At 55.9% G+C, this 17,053-nt stretch carries 21 protein-coding genes and 1 pseudogene; 11 read left to right on the forward strand and 11 right to left on the reverse strand.

What is annotated here, in order from left to right:
• Positions 1–19: 19 nt before the first annotated feature.
• The 5 genes and pseudogenes from O8B93_RS22080 to O8B93_RS22100 form a co-directional block, all read right to left on the reverse strand.
• Positions 20–1,285 carry an extracellular solute-binding protein gene (locus tag O8B93_RS22080; protein ID WP_269712037.1) on the reverse strand — a complete coding sequence of 422 codons (1,266 nt, stop codon included), beginning with the start codon at positions 1,283–1,285 and terminating at the stop codon, positions 20–22.
• 56 nt (positions 1,286–1,341) lie between these two features.
• Complete coding sequence (locus tag O8B93_RS22085; RefSeq protein WP_269712059.1) at positions 1,342–2,178, reverse strand: carbohydrate ABC transporter permease; 837 nt, start codon at positions 2,176–2,178, stop codon at positions 1,342–1,344.
• 5 nt (positions 2,179–2,183) lie between these two features.
• Positions 2,184–3,134, reverse strand: coding sequence for a carbohydrate ABC transporter permease (locus tag O8B93_RS22090; protein WP_405049081.1), 951 nt, complete (start codon positions 3,132–3,134; stop codon positions 2,184–2,186).
• A gap of 2 nt (positions 3,135–3,136) precedes the next feature.
• Positions 3,137–4,330: an ABC transporter ATP-binding protein gene (locus tag O8B93_RS22095; RefSeq protein ID WP_269712039.1), complete on the reverse strand. Its 1,194-nt coding sequence runs from the start codon at positions 4,328–4,330 to the stop codon at positions 3,137–3,139.
• Positions 4,331–4,680: 350 nt separating this feature from the next.
• A pseudogene (locus O8B93_RS22100) lies at positions 4,681–4,881 on the reverse strand (integrase core domain-containing protein); the annotation flags it as partial.
• On the opposite strand from O8B93_RS22100, the gene O8B93_RS22105 reads away from it, so the two are divergent.
• Both O8B93_RS22105 and O8B93_RS22110 read left to right on the forward strand, forming a co-directional pair.
• Positions 4,877–5,602, forward strand: a complete 726-nt coding sequence (locus O8B93_RS22105) for an EamA family transporter (RefSeq protein WP_269712040.1) — start codon at positions 4,877–4,879, stop codon at positions 5,600–5,602. The pseudogene O8B93_RS22100 and the gene O8B93_RS22105 sit on opposite strands and share 5 nt — an antisense overlap.
• A gap of 117 nt (positions 5,603–5,719) precedes the next feature.
• Positions 5,720–6,259 (forward strand): RES family NAD+ phosphorylase, encoded by a 540-nt coding sequence (locus tag O8B93_RS22110; protein WP_269712041.1) that lies wholly within the window; start codon positions 5,720–5,722, stop codon positions 6,257–6,259.
• Between the two features lie 147 nt (positions 6,260–6,406).
• Here O8B93_RS22110 and O8B93_RS22115 read toward each other — a convergent pair whose 3' ends face one another.
• The 4 genes from O8B93_RS22115 to O8B93_RS22130 all read right to left on the reverse strand — a co-directional run bounded on the left by O8B93_RS22115 (position 6,407) and on the right by O8B93_RS22130 (position 10,725).
• A complete protein-coding gene (locus O8B93_RS22115; RefSeq protein ID WP_269712042.1) occupies positions 6,407–7,579 on the reverse strand; it encodes a hypothetical protein in 1,173 nt (390 codons plus the stop codon).
• A gap of 314 nt (positions 7,580–7,893) precedes the next feature.
• Entirely contained in the window at positions 7,894–8,247 is a 354-nt protein-coding gene (locus O8B93_RS22120) for a cupin domain-containing protein (RefSeq protein WP_269712043.1), read from the reverse strand.
• Between the two features lie 162 nt (positions 8,248–8,409).
• The gene (locus tag O8B93_RS22125; protein ID WP_269712044.1) at positions 8,410–8,667 is read right to left on the reverse strand and encodes a hypothetical protein; all 258 of its coding nucleotides are present in this window, start codon (positions 8,665–8,667) and stop codon (positions 8,410–8,412) included.
• A 321-nt stretch (positions 8,668–8,988) separates the two neighbouring features.
• A complete protein-coding gene (locus tag O8B93_RS22130; RefSeq protein WP_269712045.1) occupies positions 8,989–10,725 on the reverse strand; it encodes a COG3904 family protein in 1,737 nt (578 codons plus the stop codon).
• A gap of 250 nt (positions 10,726–10,975) precedes the next feature.
• Here O8B93_RS22130 and O8B93_RS22135 point away from each other — a divergent pair, with 250 nt between their 5' ends.
• From O8B93_RS22135 to O8B93_RS22145, 3 genes are all read left to right on the forward strand, one after another.
• A complete protein-coding gene (locus O8B93_RS22135) occupies positions 10,976–11,191 on the forward strand; it encodes a hypothetical protein (RefSeq protein WP_269712046.1) in 216 nt (71 codons plus the stop codon).
• A 179-nt stretch (positions 11,192–11,370) separates the two neighbouring features.
• Positions 11,371–12,060 (forward strand): hypothetical protein, encoded by a 690-nt coding sequence (locus O8B93_RS22140; RefSeq protein WP_269712047.1) that lies wholly within the window; start codon positions 11,371–11,373, stop codon positions 12,058–12,060.
• Positions 12,061–12,261: 201 nt separating this feature from the next.
• Positions 12,262–12,528, forward strand: a complete 267-nt coding sequence (locus O8B93_RS22145) for a hypothetical protein (protein WP_269712048.1) — start codon at positions 12,262–12,264, stop codon at positions 12,526–12,528.
• 290 nt (positions 12,529–12,818) lie between these two features.
• On the opposite strand, the gene O8B93_RS27975 is transcribed toward O8B93_RS22145, so the two are convergent.
• Positions 12,819–13,094, reverse strand: a complete 276-nt coding sequence (locus O8B93_RS27975) for a GNAT family N-acetyltransferase (RefSeq protein WP_405049079.1) — start codon at positions 13,092–13,094, stop codon at positions 12,819–12,821.
• A gap of 225 nt (positions 13,095–13,319) precedes the next feature.
• Here O8B93_RS27975 and O8B93_RS22150 point away from each other — a divergent pair, with 225 nt between their 5' ends.
• The 4 genes from O8B93_RS22150 to O8B93_RS22165 all read left to right on the forward strand — a co-directional run bounded on the left by O8B93_RS22150 (position 13,320) and on the right by O8B93_RS22165 (position 15,363).
• Positions 13,320–13,583, forward strand: a complete 264-nt coding sequence (locus O8B93_RS22150; protein WP_269712049.1) for a sunset domain-containing protein — start codon at positions 13,320–13,322, stop codon at positions 13,581–13,583.
• Positions 13,580–14,041 (forward strand): hypothetical protein, encoded by a 462-nt coding sequence (locus tag O8B93_RS22155; protein ID WP_269712050.1) that lies wholly within the window; start codon positions 13,580–13,582, stop codon positions 14,039–14,041. The genes O8B93_RS22150 and O8B93_RS22155 overlap by 4 nt, the downstream gene beginning before the upstream one ends.
• A gap of 175 nt (positions 14,042–14,216) precedes the next feature.
• Positions 14,217–14,510: a GntR family transcriptional regulator gene (locus O8B93_RS22160; protein ID WP_269712051.1), complete on the forward strand. Its 294-nt coding sequence runs from the start codon at positions 14,217–14,219 to the stop codon at positions 14,508–14,510.
• 589 nt (positions 14,511–15,099) lie between these two features.
• Positions 15,100–15,363 carry a hypothetical protein gene (locus O8B93_RS22165; RefSeq protein ID WP_269712052.1) on the forward strand — a complete coding sequence of 88 codons (264 nt, stop codon included), beginning with the start codon at positions 15,100–15,102 and terminating at the stop codon, positions 15,361–15,363.
• 48 nt (positions 15,364–15,411) lie between these two features.
• Here O8B93_RS22165 and O8B93_RS22170 read toward each other — a convergent pair whose 3' ends face one another.
• Positions 15,412–16,071 carry a helix-turn-helix transcriptional regulator gene (locus O8B93_RS22170; protein WP_269712053.1) on the reverse strand — a complete coding sequence of 220 codons (660 nt, stop codon included), beginning with the start codon at positions 16,069–16,071 and terminating at the stop codon, positions 15,412–15,414.
• A gap of 171 nt (positions 16,072–16,242) precedes the next feature.
• Here O8B93_RS22170 and O8B93_RS22175 point away from each other — a divergent pair, with 171 nt between their 5' ends.
• Positions 16,243–16,842, forward strand: coding sequence for a recombinase family protein (locus tag O8B93_RS22175; RefSeq protein ID WP_269712054.1), 600 nt, complete (start codon positions 16,243–16,245; stop codon positions 16,840–16,842).
• A gap of 36 nt (positions 16,843–16,878) precedes the next feature.
• On the forward strand, positions 16,879–17,053 hold a 175-nt coding region (locus tag O8B93_RS22180; protein WP_269712060.1), incomplete at its 3' end, for a transposase.

The following is a 17,053-nucleotide window of genomic DNA, read 5'->3' on the forward strand; positions in this document are numbered from 1 at the left end:
GAGGCTTAGGCAGACACGATCATGCTTTGGGAAGGAGGGCGCTGACCTCGGCGGCCATCGCAGCCAATGCCGCATCGACAGGCGCTTTCAGCAGGACAACGCTTGCCAGATGGCGTTTGATTGCATCTGTGATCTTCACGGTATTTTCACCGGGAAATGCCTCCCAGGGACCCATTTTCGACAGCGCAGGGACGAGCGATGCGACACTCGGCCTGTCGGCATAAAAGCGGGCAAGCTCGTCCGATTGCAGGGCAAGTCGATTGGCCGGCAGATAGGCTGTGTTCCTGGCCATGATGGTCTGACCCGCAATACCCGACGCAAAGGACATGAACTGGAAGGCGCGGCGTTGGCGTTCCGGATCGCGCGAGAACATGATGGCGACCGGGCCGGCCGCCGGCAGTCGCCCGGCGGGAGACGGGATCGGGAAAGGCACCATCGTGATCGCAAAGCGGCCGCCGGCGCGATTTTCGATCGCGGAAAAGCTGCTGCTCGATGTACCCAAAATCCCGAGTTTTCCCGCCGAGAACGCCTGGCGTGCCTGATCACGCGACATGTCCGCACGCGCCTGGCCGGCCTCTCCGAACGATCGCAGCAGGTCCAGCGCCTGGTGTCCTTCCTGACCGGCAAAGCCGATCCTGCCGGACGGATCAAGAATCCGCCCGCCAAAACCATTCAGGAGACCGTGGAACGTCCAGTTGCCGCCATTGTCATATTCCATGAAGGCGCCGAGCGTGTCGCCGCCGCCGAGCGCGTCCATCCGCCGCCCGGCCTCTATCACCTCTGACCAGTTGCGGGGCACATCGACGATGCCGGCGCGCTGCATGAGATCGCGGTTGAAGAGGAGAACCGGCATCGAGATTGCAAAACCGAGACCGTAAATCTTACCCGAGACATCGCCGATCCGGGTGATTGTCTCGGAATAGCTGGAGTTCCAGTCCGCATCGGCCGCGACCTGAGCGTTGAGAGGCTGGGCGAGATTGCGCTCAACAAAGACCCGAAGATAATTCGGACTGATGAATAAGATGTCGGGCAGGTCACCGGTGAGGGCAGAGCGCAGTATGGCAGCGACGGCGGCCTCGTCTTCCCGGATCGACGTGTCGAGCGTCAGCGTCTCTTCCCCGGAAAGCAGGAATTGATCCCTCAGCGCACCGTACATCCCGGCAAAGATCGAGGGCAGGGCGATGACGCGGAGCGCGCGCATGTCCTGTCCCCACGCCATTCCTGTTCCGGCAATCAGCGTCGCCGATGCACCCGCCATGAAATGGCGGCGATTCAAGGTAAACATTTCAAATATCCTTTTTTATGAAATTGCAATTGATCGGTGCCGCGCTTGATGCGGTGTTATTTCACGGCTCCCCCGGTGAGCCCTTCGACGAACCATTTTTGAGCGCAGAGGAATGCGATGATGAGAGGGGCGACAACGATGGTCGAGGCTGCCATGAGCGGGCCGTAATCATTGCCGGCTTCCTCGTTCCTGAAGGCCATGATGCCCATCGGCGGCGGCATGAGGCTCTGGTCGCTGACGGCGATCAGCGGCCAGAACAGGCTGTTCCAGTGTCCGACGACGGAAAATATGCCGAAGGCGATGACGGCGGGCATGGCCATCGGCACCATGATCCGCCAGACGATGGCGAATTCGCAGAGGCCATCAAGGCGGGCCGCGTGCACAACGTCATCCGGGATGGTGCGGAAGAACTGGCGGAACAGGAAAATGCCGAAGGGCGAGACGATGTAGGGAAAGATGAGGCCCGCATAGGTGTTGAGGATCCCCATCCGGTAGCCGAGGATGAAGAGCGGCAGCGACAGGACCTCATGCGGCAGGATGAGTGCGATCAGCACTAGGGCAAACAGCATGTCCCGGCCGGCATAGTCGAGCTTGGCAAGCGCATAGGCGGCCGGCGCGCAGACAAGCACCTGCAGGAGGAGGATCACGGCGCAGATGAGGGTGCCGTTCAGAAGATAGCGTGGCAGCGGCGCATCGGTGAGCGCGCTTATGTAATTCTCGACGCCGTAGAACTGCTGCGGAAAGAAGGAGAAGGATTGAGCGAAGATCTCGCCCGGCGGCTTGATCGACAGCGAGACCATCCAGATGAAGGGGATCAGCACCAGCGCGCCGGTGATCAGGAGCGCCGCATGGCGCGCCAGAGCAGCCGCCAAGGGTACTCTTCTGGGGGGCATGGCACTCATTGATAGTGAACCTTCCTGTCCATGAGGCGCGCCTGGGCGAGCGTCAGGATGACGACGATGATGAGGAAGACAACGGCGATGGAGGCGCCGTAGCCGGTGCGCAGATACTGGAAACTTTCGCGGTAAAGGGAAAAGAGCAGCATTTCGGACGCATGGCCCGGACCGCCCTGGGTGAGGATCTGCACGGTGTCGAAGGTCTCGAAGGCCCTGAGCGCCACCACGATGAAGACGAACATGGTAACAGGGCCAAGCATCGGCAGGGTGACGGTGCGCAGCCGATCAGGGAAGGCGTCGGCGCCGTCAATGTCGGCGGCGTCGTAAAGCTCCTGCGGGATCGCTTTGAGACCCGCCAGGAACAGGACCATGGCATAACCGAGATTCTGCCAGATGCCGATCGCGGCAAGCGTCGGCAGGACAGTGGTATCGTCGCGCAGCCAATTGGCAACGGGAAGGCCAAGGCCACTGAGCGTCTGGTTGACAAGACCAATGGTCGGGTGCAGCAGCGCCTCCCAGGCGATTGCCATGGCGGTCAGCGTGGCCATGAACGGCAGGAAATGGACGGCGCGGTAAAAGGCGCGCATCGAGCGGCCTGCTTCGATCAGGAGCGCGATCGACAGCCCGAGGACGATCGAGCCGGGCACGACGATCATCGCATAGAGGACCGTGTTGACGAAGGAGGCGCGGAACGCTGCGTCGGAGAAGATCTGCCTAAAATTTTCAATTCCGACAAAGGACATGGTGCCTGCTCCGAATTGCCAGTCGGTCAGCGCGATGGCGAAGACGGCAACGACCGGAAGGAAGAACAGGGCGACGAGAAGGACAAGGGCCGGACCGGCGAGCGACCAGCCCGCGAGCGCCTCGCCGCGCCTGCGGCGCTGCCCCGTGGCCGCAGCGGCGCAGGCGACCGGCGGATTTTCGCTTCCCGCTGCATCAGAGGGGACGGCCATGATCATTGCGCCCGCTCCTTCAGCACCGACAGCCTCTTATCAGGCGCGGTTTTTGTCAGCGGGTCGATGCTTGCATCAAGGCGCTTGCCCTCGCGATCAAAGACGAGGATCCGCTCCGGCCTGACGCCGAGATGCAGGGCCTCGCCTTCATGAATCTCTTTCGCCCGCTCGGCGGGAAACCGTGCGATGACAGGGCCGGTGCCAGCCTCAGGATCGAGATGGACGAAGAGGTCCGAGCCCATATGTTCGACCAACCTGACCCTACCGGACAGGATGTTGGGGCCACGGCTGTCGGCGAGGTGGAAAGCCTCCGGACGGATGCCGAGCGCCACCCTTTCACCTGGGGCAAGCGTCGTCGAGACGGAAAACACCGTGCCGGCTGCCGTCGCCAGGCCGGGTGCGCCCACGGTTGCATCAAGGATCCCGATCTTCGGCGAGCCGATGAACTCGGCGACGCGGCGATCCCTTGGATCGGCATAGATCTCCTGCGGCGGCGCGACCTGCAGGAGCTTGCCGTCGAGCATGACCGCGACCCGGTCCGACATTGTCATTGCTTCCGACTGATCGTGGGTGACATAGATGAAGGTGACACCAAGGCGTCGGTGCAGGTCCTTGATCTCGGCGCGCATCTGCACACGCAGCTTGGCATCGAGGTTGGAGAGCGGTTCGTCCATCAAAAAGACAGCGGGTCGACGCACCATGGCGCGGCCGACAGCCACGCGCTGGCGCTGGCCGCCTGACAGCTGCGCGGGTTTGCGCGCAAGGAGATGGCCGATGCCCAAGGCAGCGGCGGTCCGCCCGACCTCGTCTGTGATGCCGGCGACCCTCGCCTTCGTGCCCGGCAGGAAACCGCCGACGAGCGGCAGCCGCTGAAAGAACGACAGGCGCCGCATCCGAAGGGGAAGCGCCATATTGGCCGCGACCGTCATGTGCGGGTAAAGCGCATAGGACTGAAACACCATGGCCACGTCACGCTCTTTTGGACGCGCCCCGTCGCTTAAGCGCCCGCCGATCGACAGCGAACCGGAGGTCTGGCTGTCGAGGCCTGCGATGATGCGGAGCAATGTCGACTTGCCGCAGCCGGACGGGCCGAGCAGCGTCAGGAACTCGCCATCGGCGACCTCAAGCGAGACCTCCTCAAGGATATTGGATGTGGCATATCGCTTGACGATACGATCGATGGATAAATGCGCCATGGCCTCATTCTCAGATCCGGTCGAGGCCCGTTTGCCTCACCGGATCGTCAGTATCAGGGTGCCTGAGGCGCGACTTCACAGGCCGATGACAGCTATCGCCAAATGCGATGACACCGCGTCATTTTCGGATGAGAGCATTGACCACGCAGGTACGTACAGACGCGGAAAACGGCTTGGAACGTTGTAGTTCGACACCGGCTATCCGGAGAAACGTCATTTCCTGTCAAAGACCATCATTGCGAGATGCTCTGATCCCCAAAAACTGGATCGTTTATAATTGGAGTTTTCCGCGGGATGAAGTGCTCCCCGAATTTGGGCCAGCGGGAGCTGGAATTTTCCGGGGTTAAGGCTCAGTTCGGCGGGGATGCCGATGAGCCGTTCATGAGCGAAATCGGCACCTTGTTGCCGATCGCGCTGTGTGGCCGGAACTCGTTATAGTCTCTACGCCAATCCTCCATCTTTGCCCTTGCGTCGTCAAGGCTCATGAACCAGTGAGCGTTCAGGCACTCGGCGCGGAATTTGCCATTGAAACTCTCGATGTAGCTGTTGTCGCGCCAAGGGACGGGCGAAAAAGCCTGGGGACCACTCCTGCTGCTGAATGCCAGCACGGCGCTCACGTTTCTGAGCTTTTTCTATGCCCTGAAACTGATCGAGCCAGCTATCGTCGGAGCCGTCGAAATCGGCATCGGCCCGATCCTCGCTGTCCTGATCTCCCTAATCCTCACAGGAGAGCGGCCTTCGGCGGTGCGTATCGCGGTATGCGCTGGAATTCTCCTCGGGTGCGTCACCCTGGGAGTCGCCGCCTTGCAAGGCAGTGGTTTCGCATCCTTCGGCCGGAACGCGTGGCTTGGTCTGGGGGCAAGTGTTGCGGCCGGCATTGGCGCAGTACTGATTACTCTAGCATCCAAGGCGTTGCTCAATCGCGGCTGGAAGTTCGGCGCTGTTCTGGCACACCGTTTCTACCTTATCCTGCCGATCTCACTCATGATGACGTTGGGGGTGGATGTTGCAGTAGTAGGATGGTCTGGTGTTCTGGTCGCGACGCTGCTTGTGGTGTCGGTCGTCGGCGTACTTGCGCCTCTGTATCTGCTGCAAGTCGGTATCGCCCGTTGTGACGCCTATACGGTGATGGTGACGATGGCCGCCCTGCCTGTTCTCACCTTCATTATTGAAGGCTTCTCGCCGCTCTACTCGTGGTCCATTATGACGGCTGCGGGCCTGGTGATCGTCACGGCATTCTTGCTACTCGATGTCATTGCAAAACGCTCTTAAAACTCCGGAAACACTGTGGCCGTCACGGTGTCCTCTTTACCCCCGAAGCGGACGTCACGCCAATGTCACGAAGCATTCCAAAGTGTGTGCCGATCCCCGCGAGACAGACTTCCTGAGATGGCCGAAGCCCCCGACGTATTCAAGAAGATTTCCGGTACGTTCTATCGATCTGTACTGACAGATAGAGTTCACCAAGTATTGGAGCCACCAGGTCCGCACAGCGCAGGACGCTATCATCGTCTCGGTGAGCCGACCCTTTACACGAGCGCGGCATTGGAGTGGTCCGTACGCGCTATCGCCGGCTATATGCGCGAGGACGGGCTCCCGCGAGTTGTCGTTCCGCTCAATGTCGTCGATGCGATGGTGCTCGATCAGCATGACGAAGAGGCTTGCAAGCGGCTCGGAATAGATCGCGAGTTATCGAACGAATCTTGGCGGAAAGCCCTATCAGAGGGCCGTGAACCCGCATCATGGCGGACAGTCGATATCGCGCGAGCAGCAGGTGCGGATGGCATCATAGACCGATCCCGTATGATACCCGGAGGTTGGCATCTCAATCTATTCCGTTGGAATGGCAGCGGCGGCCCTTTGGTCGAGGTGGCCGGTGATGCGGTTGAGATCGTCCTGACAACAGATGGATCGAAGTGGGGCCTATAGACAGCCGCGCCGTTTGTCACCACATATCATCCACATGTCCGCTCTTGGCGTTTCTGCGCCATTGTGGATGTCGGCCCGAAACAGACTTGCAATCGCCGGTGGCTTTGCTGGCTTGTTCGGTGAACCCGCGCCTAGTACACACAGTCACTAGCCGAGCAACCACTGACGAACGAGTTTGGCCGCCGCCCGTTTGCGGCCCACACGAATGTCGGCAGCCTCTGTGTCGAAGTCGAGACCGCTTTCGGTCCTGGCCTTCTTCAGCCACTCCGGGAAGGCGGCAAGATTTCCCGCTCCGAGCGGTTCTAAGCGCAGGTCGTTTCTGAAGACCTTGCTGTCATTCTCGGAAAATTCATCATAGCCAGATATCCGGACACACAGCTCCCACTGCCAATCCGGATCAGGTCTGATCTGCAATCGTACAAGATCATTGCCAATGGGAGCATTTTCCTTCATTTCTCGCAGCGGTATTGAGACGTAAATCTCCCAGTCTTCCGTGGCCTCGAACGGTAGGCCCAGTTCGTTAGCCAATGCCACCGACTCGGTCGCATTACGCCTTTCGAGCACAATCGCCTCGAGTTGCATCGCTAGGGAGCGGAACCGTTCTTCGTCGGGTGCAATCTCCGGCAGGACTGCCTCCACATAACGATGCAACATACCGATCTGCTCGTCACGCCGCACGAGATCATACTTGCCCTCGATCATATCGCCGACAAGGTCCGCGCGAACTGCCTCGCTGAGCAAGCCGATGAGCACCATGCCCCAAAAGGTCAAGTTGGTGACGTCATACGTATCACCGCCATAGCGTCTATCATGTCGATAGCCCAGATGCCGAAGGGTTTCCAAGATACGAACCGCATCAGTGACGAAAGGCGCGAACTTGGCCTTCTTGTCGCGCTGCGCCGGTTGGGTTGTGTAGCTACCGACCTGAGCGATGAGCTTCAAGCGCGCTTTCAGCTCTTTTGCCGACGTCGTTTCGCCGCTGGGCAGAATCCCGGCCTCGTCCAAACCAAATATGAATAGCAGGTTGTGTCGTGGGATCATCCGAATGTCGGTTCGATCAAGAAGCGGCAACATCCGTCTGTAGGCATTGCGCAAAAGCTGAATTTCTGTTTCGCTGATCAGCGGTACACCAGAGGCGCGCATGAAGTGGAAATAGAAGTCCGTCCTTTCTTGCGGGGTGAGAAGCCCATCGGCCTTGGTCACCAACGGACGAATGCGGTAGTGGTTTTGGGTCCAGAACTTGCCTTGGCGGCCGTCGCTCAAAGCCTGGTTTTCATCAGTGATAAAGGTCCGGATCAGTTCAGCATCGGTATCATTCATGATTTTCCCTAACCTCATGGTGCAGCTTCGTCGTCAGAGCGCCCGGCGGTTGCCGCTGGATCAACCGACTTGATGAACGAATCAGTCGTTGGTCAAGAACAAGTCTAATCTTCTTCATAAACTAAAGGGTGACGGTCTGCGGCGGCAACTACGGATACAGCTCGCGCGGAGGGGGGCATGATCGCTTGTGGCGCAGAGCCGACGTCTGCAGTTGGCGCAAAGCAGCCGATCAAGCATGAAGGCTCTCGGCCCAAAAGCTGCCGTAGTTGCGTCCGATGGAAAAGACCGCAATGGATGTTGGAAGCAGTGGGTGGCTACTCTAAGTCTTCTTGAGCGAATTCATCGGTAACATGAATATCGGTCATCTCAAGACGGCCCGGACCCATGTTTACATATTTGTGCGGTAAGTTGGCCGGCCCAAACACGATCTGACCCTCCCTAACGTCCAACTGCTGCTCCCCAATGGTAAAAAACGCTCGTCCTTGTCGCACTATAAATACTTCATCATAAGGATGTTTGTGTAGCTTGGGGCCGCGGCCGATTTCGTCCGTGGTGTAAAACATGACCGAGACGTTTGCGCCAAATGCGCTCCCTTCAAATTCGCCTTGCCATACGCTCTCTTTTTCGGCCCATTGAGCGCGTTCGAGGAGCACTGCTTTCTTTTGCATTGAAATTCCTCTCTTAGTCAGGCCAGCCGTTCGAGCCCAGACTAAACATCAAACGTGCAGCAGTGCAAATGTCGGTAATTGATCGACGGTGACGCTGTACGATCTGGGCGTATGACTACTGTTGGCGCAAAGCGGAAGACCGCAATTGGCCCCAAGCGGACTTTAGACTTCGAATGGCATCGGTTCCCATGATCCTCGAAACGGAAAATCGGGTGGTTCAAGTCGCCAGGTTTCGCCGTTCTGAAACTGAATTTCGCGGCAACCGTATTTCAACTGATCGACAGCCAGACCCTGCGACTTCTCAATACAGCCGCCGCTGGCGATGACGGTATCCAGCCAGCTACTGAAACGTTCATACTCACTTGGACTTCCGAAGCCGTGAATCTCGAACAGTTCGACGCTCAGGGTTGATTGTGTCATGCCCAACATCCTTCTTCCTGTTCCGGATGTTACATCTCGTAACACGGCGACTGGAAAATAGAAGAAGTTTCCGCAAATTGGTCAACGTCTCCTATTGGCGCATTCTTGCCACGGTAGCTGCGGAACAGCTCACCACGCTTGGTACATGTGGGAGGACATCGCTTATACCTGATCTATGAGTCTGGCCACATCACCAAGACGATACGTGTGAACAGTCCGGAGTTAGCGGATTAGTGCCTGCGCATTGCCGGAAACCTATGATCGATACCGAAGCTGTAGCCAGCGATCGGTTCCCTGAAAGATGATGCCATCACATCGCACTCATCGGAGATTTTCGGCAATCGTCCGATAACACGCTTCGTCGTTGCCCACGTTAGTTGTAGCAACCGGCTTCCACATGTCGCGATCAAAATCAAAGAACTCGACGACGCACGTTTTGGTGTCGTAATTCAACCATTGGGCAGCAACCAGTCGGCTATCGCGACGAAAGTCCAGGGTCAGATACATGTGCTCTTCCCCGCCACGGGGGAATGAGCCCGGGCGACCCGTTTGATTGTTGGCGACGATAACGAATGAGCATCCCGTACCGCACCCGATCTGGATGAGGGTATAATGGCCAGCGAAATTTGGTCCTTGTCGCATACCGTCGCGAATACGAGTCCTGAAACTGTTGAATTCGCGATCGCGTCCCCTGAAGTCTGGCATGACGGTCTTTCCAGAAAAACCACCTCGGGCAGGGTAACTGGAAAGGTCCGGCCGCCTGAACGTTGCGCTCGAAGCAATCCCTGCCGCGCTTTCCTGTTTATAGGATGTCGCTTCACAGGCGTGCCAACGCATTTGATAGCCGTATTCCCCCTCACGGCCATAACACCATCCTACAGCTTGCAGCTTATCGTTGATGGCTTCGCGTCGTTGACAGGCAACATCTGTTTCCGGCAAATCACCGCTGCCGCCGCGGCAGGCAGAATTCTGTTCGGCCCACTGGGATATCAGACGTACAGGTTGAGAGACGCCCTTGTCGGTCTGGATAACTTTCCCGGTTTCGGAGAGAATCACACCAGCCCTCTGGTCCCAAACCAGAGAGAATTCGGCGGAGCCGGATGAAATCCGGTTCCCGACGTCGCGTTTCGTGTACCAATCAACGATTCCGTCAACCTTGCAGATTTCCGCGCAGGTTATCTTCATCGAACCTGCCTTCACGCTGTACGCACGGACTGGCCACCTATTCGCGAAGTTCCGTTTTTCACCTATCACGGCGGCTTTCGGCGTTGCTCTACCATAGAAATCGACGGTTTCGGCGTATGCCTTGTCCATAAAGGCGAGCGCTTCTGCGTTCCTACGAGACCAGGCGTCATGGTACGCTGTGACGAAGACTGATGCTTTTTCCTCGGTTGTCGGCGCAGCGGCTTTGGTGGTTGGCGGGGTTGCAGGCACGGCCGTCGGGGCGACCTTGGACGCTGCAACGGATTCAGTTAGATCGGCTAGACTTCCCCATGTCACTTTATAGCTCTGCATCTCATTAGCTGTGAGATACCGCATGTCGTCACTGGGAACCGATAGGCTCAGTTGAAGCAGTTTGGGATCGACGTCCATTTCGACGAGATACGTCATGATCTGAGCGGTTAGCGCCTGAACGGCGGCGACTGCGATGTGCCCTTCGATACTGGATTCCGGAGAGAAAGAAGACTGGTGCACACCGATCGCGCCGGGCTCCGCCTGTCGATTTACACCTCCCACGAAAGCGAGCGCGCAGGCAGAAGCGCATTCGGCGGACCGAAGCTGAAGCGTCGATAGTCCGAGCGACCGGATCATCCTCCCATACGCCATCGCTGTTGCAACGTTGCCGCCGTTGCTGTTGAAGGTGACCAGTTTGGCACCGCTTGCGGCGACTTCACGTGAAAGTTGGTCAGGATTGTCCGATGTGGTGAACTCACCCTTGAGTAGGAGAACAGGCGAAGAGCCGTCGATTGGAACCCGCTCAAAGGTGATATCGGCATATGCGGCTCCGACCCAAGCCAAAGACATCGTGGTCACTACCAATAGAATACGCTGAAACACGACCTCTGCCCCCGTTCGCCCTCAGGTGCATGCTATCGTGTCAATCACCACGCGCAATATGGAAAGCTGCCATACTGGGTTCGATGACTGCCTCCAGTAATTCAGCCGAGCCGAAATGCCGGTGAAGCACACTCGGATAGCCGCGTTTTGCAAATTTGACACGAGGAATTGCAAAACAGGGCCTTTGCAAGGCGCCTGTCAAATGCGCTAACGTCATGCGGTTTGTGAAAGTAATTCAGGAAGTGCGCCCGTGTCGTATAAAGTGACCTACGAACCCTTAAACCGCATCCGTGGAGTTTCGCCATCCACTGACGCTTTTGAAACCGCTGGGGAGGCGTTAGCTAACGTTGTCGGGTTAGAACACAGCGACGAAAAAATTACCGACATCACCACGCCCCAAGGGCATCATATTTCACGGGCGGAACTGGAACGCCTCGCTCTTAAAGAACAGCAGCGTAAAGGTTGATGTTCCGCAGCAATACCCTGAAGCCGGAGTGTCACGCCGTTTTGAGGCCGCGTTGAGGATGTTTTGAGGGCTCCTTAATGACCGTTTAAATGGGCATTTTTTACGGCACTGAACCTTAATAGACTCGACTCCGCTGCCTGCTTCCCCGATGTTCTGCTCAGGAATCGGGGAGAATTAAGATGGGGCGAGTTGATGGCGCGAAGCCAGTAGAACTGAAAATCACCAGCGATGAGGAATGGCATCAATACTATGCAGCCCTCGGGCGGCTCATGTTTGCATTTGCGACCATGGAAGAGGAAGTCAACAGGCTCCTGGAAGACTACGTTCGGGATGACCTGCTCGGTTTGAAAAAGGCTCCGCCCAGATCAGCAAAAATTATAAAGGCTCTTATCTCGGGTATGAGGATATCGGCGGCGAAAGATACGATAAAGCGACTGCTTCGTGTTGCAGACGCTCCTGCCGCAGTAGAGGCCTCCGTCACTGAAATACTCTCGCATCTCACTGATCTGACGACATTGCGGGACCAGCTCGCACATCACGCGTCGTTCCCGACGATGCTGCCCGATGGCACGTTCCAGACAACCAATCAGTCCAGTGCGCGGGAGATTATGAAGATTGAATGGGTAACGTTCCATCCACGGTTCTTGCTGGCTGCTGCTGAGGACTTAGAACAGATTCCGCTGCGCCTGCGTTTGGCTCTCAGGCCGTTGGAGAAAGCTAGGCTCTCGGCTGATCCTTCTTGGGAGGCGGAAATCGTGAAGCACTCTCAGCCATGGCGATATAAACCCGGCGAGCTAATTCGTACGGGTCCGAAACATGACAAAAATCCTCAATGGCGATCGCTCCCGCCTCGATCATCTCAGGAGTAATTTCAACTGAATTTGAGCACGGCTTCATTCGCATAGGTAAACCATATCAAAATCAAGAGAGTTGGGGAACAAGTCTTCATGGGCCAGCGCGTGTCTATATCACGCCGTCCACCAACTGGGCCAGCGGGCGATTTTTTCATGCTGGCGGCTTGTTATGCAATCTCGACTCATATTGCGTGTGTACTAAATCGGGAAGACAACATGACAAAACTCTCTTTCAATTCGGCCCTTGAGGCGTCTGTCGCCACGTTTGCATATCGCCAGATCGCCATATTGCTCTTAGAGGGTGCTCTGAAAGGCCATATAGAGTTCACAGAGATAAAATCCGGCGCTGAGGATTACATCAAGGGCTTCATCGGAGAGAATATTTCTTATGGAGAAGAAGCAGATGTAATCGGCGCTGGCTTAACAGCGATTGAAGAGTTCTTTTCCAAAGTGACATTTGAAGGTCCCAGTGAAGAAAATTGAACGTCAAGGCCGTCCTGCCGGCCTTGGTTTCTACGGCCTTACGAGGCCGAGGCGGGGCACGAGACCCTCTATAATCACGCACCGCTGAAGCCAATTGACATCGGCTGTGGGCGCTGCTGCGCCACCGAATGCAGGCACATACTTATAGCTCGAATTGGCATCGGTATTGCGCGCATCGCAGGGGATGCCGCCATAGACAATCGGCATCCACCCGCCAAGGCGCTGACGCACCCGCTGTTGGGCTCCAATAGCGAACCGCCAATTCGATAAGCTTTCTTCTGCTGTACCATTCACCGTTTCTCGCTGATGTAGAGGTAACGGTCGACAAAGACGCCGCTTTCCCCGAGTTGTTTCCGATAAACTTCTTTTCTGTCGTGCACTCGTTGGGCGACTTTTTGCGATGGTGTGTTTTCGGGGCTTACGATGCTGACCACTCTCGGTAAACCGAGGCTGTGAAATGCATAATCTCGGCACGCAATTGCCGCCTCGTTCCGATACTGGTCGCACATACCTTTGACGGTCAGCTCGGACGATTTGAAACGTCCGGGTGTCGAGAATGTGTGCATGCCAAGTTTAGAAGAAGCTGCCGAACATATTGTCGCGCACTCCGGAAGTCATGCTCGGTAATGGCGGTGTCAAGGTTTGCTCAGTCTGACCATGACGACCTTGGGGCCGACTCTGTTGACATCGACATCGAGTGAGGCCTCAGCGTGAACAATAACGGGTAATTTCCGTCGAAATTTAACGACTTTGCGAACGTGAGGTAAATTCGCGCGACCTATGCTTGCAGCATGAGCAAGTTTTCGCTTTTAGTCATCTTATCTTCGGCAACTGTGTTCCTTGCAGCAGGCGGCCATTCTCTCGTGCCACGCAGGTGGTACGATCCGGTATGCAATGTGAAAGGCAATATCTCGATCAATACCGGTCAGCGGATTTTCCATATTCCAGGGCAAGAGGACTATGAAGCAACAGTCATTCGCTCGGAGTATGGTGAGCGTTGGTTCTGTTCTGAGGCAGAGGCGCGCGAAGCTGGTTGGCGGAAAGCGTCAAGATGACAATTTCAGAGGGTAAGGTATTGCGAAAGATCATTGGCTTCGTTTGTTTTCTGGCTTTGACGTTCGGCTCGTTGTTTCAAGCGAATGCCGATCAATCCGCCTTTGCAGGAAACTGGCAGCAAATCGCCTCGAATGCTGGGCTATGTGAGAAGTGTCGCCTCACTATCGAGCAACAAGGCACAGTTCTGCGCGTCACCGCAAACAATGGCTGGTTTGCTGTCGTAGAGACAAATGGGGACGGGAAGTCCAAGACTGTCCGTGGCATCGGACGATGGAAACATGGGCATGGTGGTAGCTACAGCAGTGCGCCCTTCGACATCCATCTCACGCTGACAGATGGTCAGCTTTATATGAACATGACCGTTCCAATGGCGAACAGACCCACGAGAGCCATCAGGGCGATTTTTGATAGGTTACCTTCAAGTAATCGCAACAACGGTTCCTCGATAAAGGCTTAACCGGCTGCCTTAGCCGACGAGTTCGCAAGCCCCGGGACTAACACCCAAGAACTCTTCGTAAGAAACGGCCCGCTCAGATGCAACTTGCCAACTAGCGTCCCGTTGGCAGATTGTGGTTCGCGAAGAACTGACATGCAAAGAGGGACCGATTTGAGAAGTAGATGGAATACCGTAGATGGATGACCCCGTCCTGAGAAACGCCGTGCGCGAGGCGCTCCTCCAGCTCGAAACTGACGGTCACGTTGTGATCGTGTCGACAACACTCGGGTCATTGGTCGATGCCATTGCAAACAAAGTTGCCGAGGTCGTCCCTCATACCAAATTATCCCTTGGAGAGCTATACGCCACCCGACTGCTAATTAATTATGCCATTCATGATCATAAATTCTTCGATTGGGAAATGCCGACGTTGACAGGTTTGACCGCCGAAGAGTTTGGGGCCGTTGTCGACAAATTGCCACGCGAATAGGTGGCCGTAAAAATCTGGCCTGCTTCCATATCTGCGGCCTTCACCGAATGGATACCATTGAATTAGGTCACCGATGGCGACTTTGGGCCATGGCCACGCTACAAATATGGGCTATTTCAATGCACAATGACCAAACTCTGTTTTGTCGCGTTTGCGGCCTAGAGCAACCTTATCCACAATACGGAGATAATGGGAATTCTCCTACTTATGAGATATGTGCTTGTTGTGGCGTTGAATTTGGCTATGAGGATACGACCGTCCAAAGTGCTCAAAAATTCCGTGAAAATTGGATCGGGGACGGTTTGAAGTGGTTTTCACCGTCAGAGAAGCCTGCAAATTGGTCGTGGGAGGAGCAAAAAGCTTACATCCCGGAATCTTTCAGATGAATTGGCGAAATGGCAGCGATAGGGGTATTAAAGCGTCAAGAGATCAAACTGCCGTTAAATGATCAAGATTGTCCTAATGGTCCACCCATGAAATCAGGGCGTTTCCGGGAGCAGGTCAATAAGGACGAAAGAGGTTACACAGATACTAAAGAGTCAGGGATGGAAGGGTCTTTCTCCGTCCCGTTCTGCAGAAGGAGACGACTATGGATGGGAACCCTGTCGCTGAACTGGTTGACAAACTGATCGAGGTCGGTTGTGACATTCGTGCGATCGGCACTGTCGGCTATACATTGGTTGATCCGCTGGATGACGAAGAGGTGTCGGCTCGTGCCCATGCCATTCTGGAGGATTTCGGACCGCGTGATCATCTCTTCGGCGATATCATTGCATACCTGAATACGCTCGGACGCGTCGTTCCTCTGGAAACTCATGACGCCATTCCATTGCCGCCCTCTTCGTTACATTAGCCTGCAACGTCCCGGATACGGAATTGTGGGCTTCCCAAGTTGAGTGACCTACGAAGCCGAGTCTAGGTTTTTGGCGATCAACAGTGGAACTATCGATTTTACGCCGGCACGTGCCTTCATCTTCTCAATACGGTGTTCCACCGTTCTTGGGGAGAGTTCGATGACGTGACCGATTTCACGTGCGGACAGTCCTTCTCGGAGCAATTGAACGATAGACAGATCGATGTCATTGAAACGGACGTTGCGAACGACGGCCGAGATAGAATGGACCTCGCCGAGAATGCCGCACCAGGTCTTTTTTACCGACGGATCGGGTACAACTATTCCACTGGCGACGACCCTCGCATTCTGAATGACTTGATCGATTTTGCCGATGATAGGGCGGCCGTCGGCACTCGCTTTTTGGCAGACCCCGATGATGTGCTGCTCGAGGAGAGGTACCCTCGAGAAGTCGCGGAGACTGTCCGCGTTTTGAAGGGCTTTGGTGTCGATCAGGCTGGTCTGAATCCTATATCGTTGGATGAAGTCCATATGCCAGTTGGGTGGCGCATTCACCATGTCAACGACGACCAATACCATATTGACTTTCAGGAGGTCTTTCACGGAACGCCAGATGGTATCTGGCAAAACCGACGGTTCCCCTGAATTTTCCAGCCACGCATCCGTCAGCCGCCTCGCGAGATCGGCAAATGAAACATTCGGTTTCACTGGAAGGTCGTCCAGACGGACAGAAACGAACGGTTTTGTCACGACGGACCGGAGGTTGTCGTTCTACGCGTAATTACCTCTCATTGTTGAATTTAAGACTTGAACGAGAGACTGAATGCACCTCCCGCGAAACCGTTCGTTTCTGTCAAGCCGTGATCTGGAATGTGTGAAATGGAAGGCTTCATTGGCGACATGACAAGGATCTGTTACGCGCGCGTTTCAACGGTTGACCAGCATCTTGATTTACAGAGAAACGCACTACGTCTGGCGGGATGTAACCGTATATTCGAAGATCACGGCGTGTCGGGAAGCGATGAACAGCGTAGCGGTTTATCCTCCATGCTGAAGGCGCTTCGGCGTGGTGATGTCTTGATTGTATGGCGGCTCGATCGCCTTGGACGCTCTCTCACCCATTTGATATCCATGGTCGAAACCCTAAAGCGCCGTGGTATCTGTTTCATTTCGCTGACGGAGAGCATCGACACATCGTCCGCAGGCGGCCAGTTGATATTCCACATTCTCGCGGCACTTGCGGAATTCGAGAAGTCGCTGATCCGCGAGCGGACTATCGCGGGCATTGCTGCCGCGAAAGCACGAGGTAAATTACCTGGGCGGCGGCCTGCGCTGACCGAGATGCAATGCAGGGAAATCCGTATTGTGTTGAATACAGGCGTATCGGTGCGGGAGGTCGCTCGAAAGTACAACGTTCATCCTCGAACGGTCGTCCGGGGGATTGAACTGCCCCCCATTTCGACCGGACAGTCGGCATAAGCAGAAAGGCTCAAGCACAGGCTTGAGGACAGGCTTATGTCTAACGAGTATCGACACGTTGAATTGCTGACGGGTGATGTTCGCCGTAGGCGGTGGACAACCGAGCAAAAGCTGACAATCATTGAGCAGAGTTTCGAACCCGGCGAGACGGTATCTTCGACCGCTCGCCGTCATGGCGTCGCGCCCAATTTGCTTTATCGGTGGCGCAGGC

This window comes from Martinezella rhizogenes (assembly GCF_027460065.1).
Lineage (GTDB): Bacteria > Pseudomonadota > Alphaproteobacteria > Rhizobiales > Rhizobiaceae > Agrobacterium > Agrobacterium rhizogenes_C.